This window comes from Paramuribaculum intestinale (assembly GCF_003024925.1).
Lineage (GTDB): Bacteria > Bacteroidota > Bacteroidia > Bacteroidales > Muribaculaceae > Paramuribaculum > Paramuribaculum intestinale.
In genome coordinates, this window is record NZ_PUED01000303.1 from 1 (window position 1) to 1,951 (window position 1,951).

General features: G+C 55.4%; 1 rRNA gene. It reads left to right on the plus strand.

From position 1 onward, the window contains the following. Positions 1 to 408: 408 nt before the first annotated feature. Positions 409 to 1,945 (plus strand): 16S ribosomal RNA (locus C5O24_RS12995). Positions 1,946 to 1,951 lie beyond the last annotated feature (6 nt).

The following is a 1,951-nucleotide window of genomic DNA, read 5'->3' on the forward strand; positions in this document are numbered from 1 at the left end:
TTTGTTGAAAAAGTTGGTTTTGGTGGTGTAATTTTCTTTGCGAAAAATTTGGTGGGGAAGATTTTTGGGTGTAACTTTGCACTCGCTTTCGGGAAGCAACGCTCCTGAGAGTCGCAAAGAGAACATTGAGAAGATTTACAATAGACAAGAAGCAGTAGTACAAGAGTCATGTCTGTTCGATGTCCGCTTAGGCGGTGTCGTCAGGCGAAAATGAAACTCTGTTCAATTCCTTTGCCGGGCTGAGATGTCCGGCTGAAGACTACGATGACTACGGATTCGTTCTGGTCGTGGAGAGTGCTCGCCGAGTGATTGTCGGTTTGTTTCTGTCGGGTGCGACGGTCGGTCTGTTTCCTTTCGGGGATTCATGACGGTCAATCAGCACAAGAAAAAAAAGAACAAAAGATAACAACAGCGGAGAGTTTGATCCTGGCTCAGGATGAACGCTAGCGACAGGCTTAACACATGCAAGTCGAGGGGCAGCGGTGGTGAAGGCTTGCCTTCACCAGCCGGCGACCGGCGCACGGGTGAGTAACACGTATGCAACCTGCCTGCCACAGCCGGATAATCGGGAGAAATCCCGTCTAATACGGCATAATGCATCGACGGGACATCCTGTTGGTGCCAAAGGTTAATTCCGGTGGCGGATGGGCATGCGTCGCATTAGTTAGTTGGCGGTGTAACGGACCACCAAGACGACGATGCGTAGGGGTTCTGAGAGGAAGGTCCCCCACACTGGTACTGAGACACGGACCAGACTCCTACGGGAGGCAGCAGTGAGGAATATTGGTCAATGGGCGGGAGCCTGAACCAGCCAAGTCGCGTGAGGGATGACGGCCCTATGGGTTGTAAACCTCTTTTGCCGGGGAGCAAAGTGCCGCACGTGTGCGGTTTGGAGAGTACCCGGAGAAAAAGCATCGGCTAACTCCGTGCCAGCAGCCGCGGTAATACGGAGGATGCGAGCGTTATCCGGATTTATTGGGTTTAAAGGGTGCGTAGGCGGACGCTTAAGTCAGCGGTAAAATTGCGGGGCTCAACCTCGTCGAGCCGTTGAAACTGGGTGCCTTGAGTGGGCGAGAAGTACGCGGAATGCGTGGTGTAGCGGTGAAATGCATAGATATCACGCAGAACTCCGATTGCGAAGGCAGCGTACCGGCGCCCAACTGACGCTGAAGCACGAAGGCGTGGGTATCGAACAGGATTAGATACCCTGGTAGTCCACGCAGTAAACGATGAATGCTAGTTGTCCGGGGCGATTGAGTTCTGGGTGACACAGCGAAAGCGTTAAGCATTCCACCTGGGGAGTACGCCGGCAACGGTGAAACTCAAAGGAATTGACGGGGGCCCGCACAAGCGGAGGAACATGTGGTTTAATTCGATGATACGCGAGGAACCTTACCCGGGCTCAAACGCAGGAGGGATGTTTTTGAAAGGAGGCAGCCAGCAATGGTCTCCTGCGAGGTGCTGCATGGTTGTCGTCAGCTCGTGCCGTGAGGTGTCGGCTTAAGTGCCATAACGAGCGCAACCCCTACCTACAGTTGCCATCGCGTGATGGCGGGCACTCTGTGGGGACTGCCTGCGCAAGCAGTGAGGAAGGCGGGGATGACGTCAAATCAGCACGGCCCTTACGTCCGGGGCGACACACGTGTTACAATGGCAGGTACAGCGGGAAGCCACCCGGCGACGGGGCGCGGAACCCGAAAACCTGTCTCAGTTCGGATTGGAGTCTGCAACCCGACTCCATGAAGCTGGATTCGCTAGTAATCGCGCATCAGCCACGGCGCGGTGAATACGTTCCCGGGCCTTGTACACACCGCCCGTCAAGCCATGGAAGCCGGGGGTGCCTGAAGTGCGTGACCGCAAGGAGCGCCCTAGGGTAAAACCGGTGACTGGGGCTAAGTCGTAACAAGGTAGCCGTACCGGAAGGTGCGGCTGGAACACCTCCTTTCTGGAG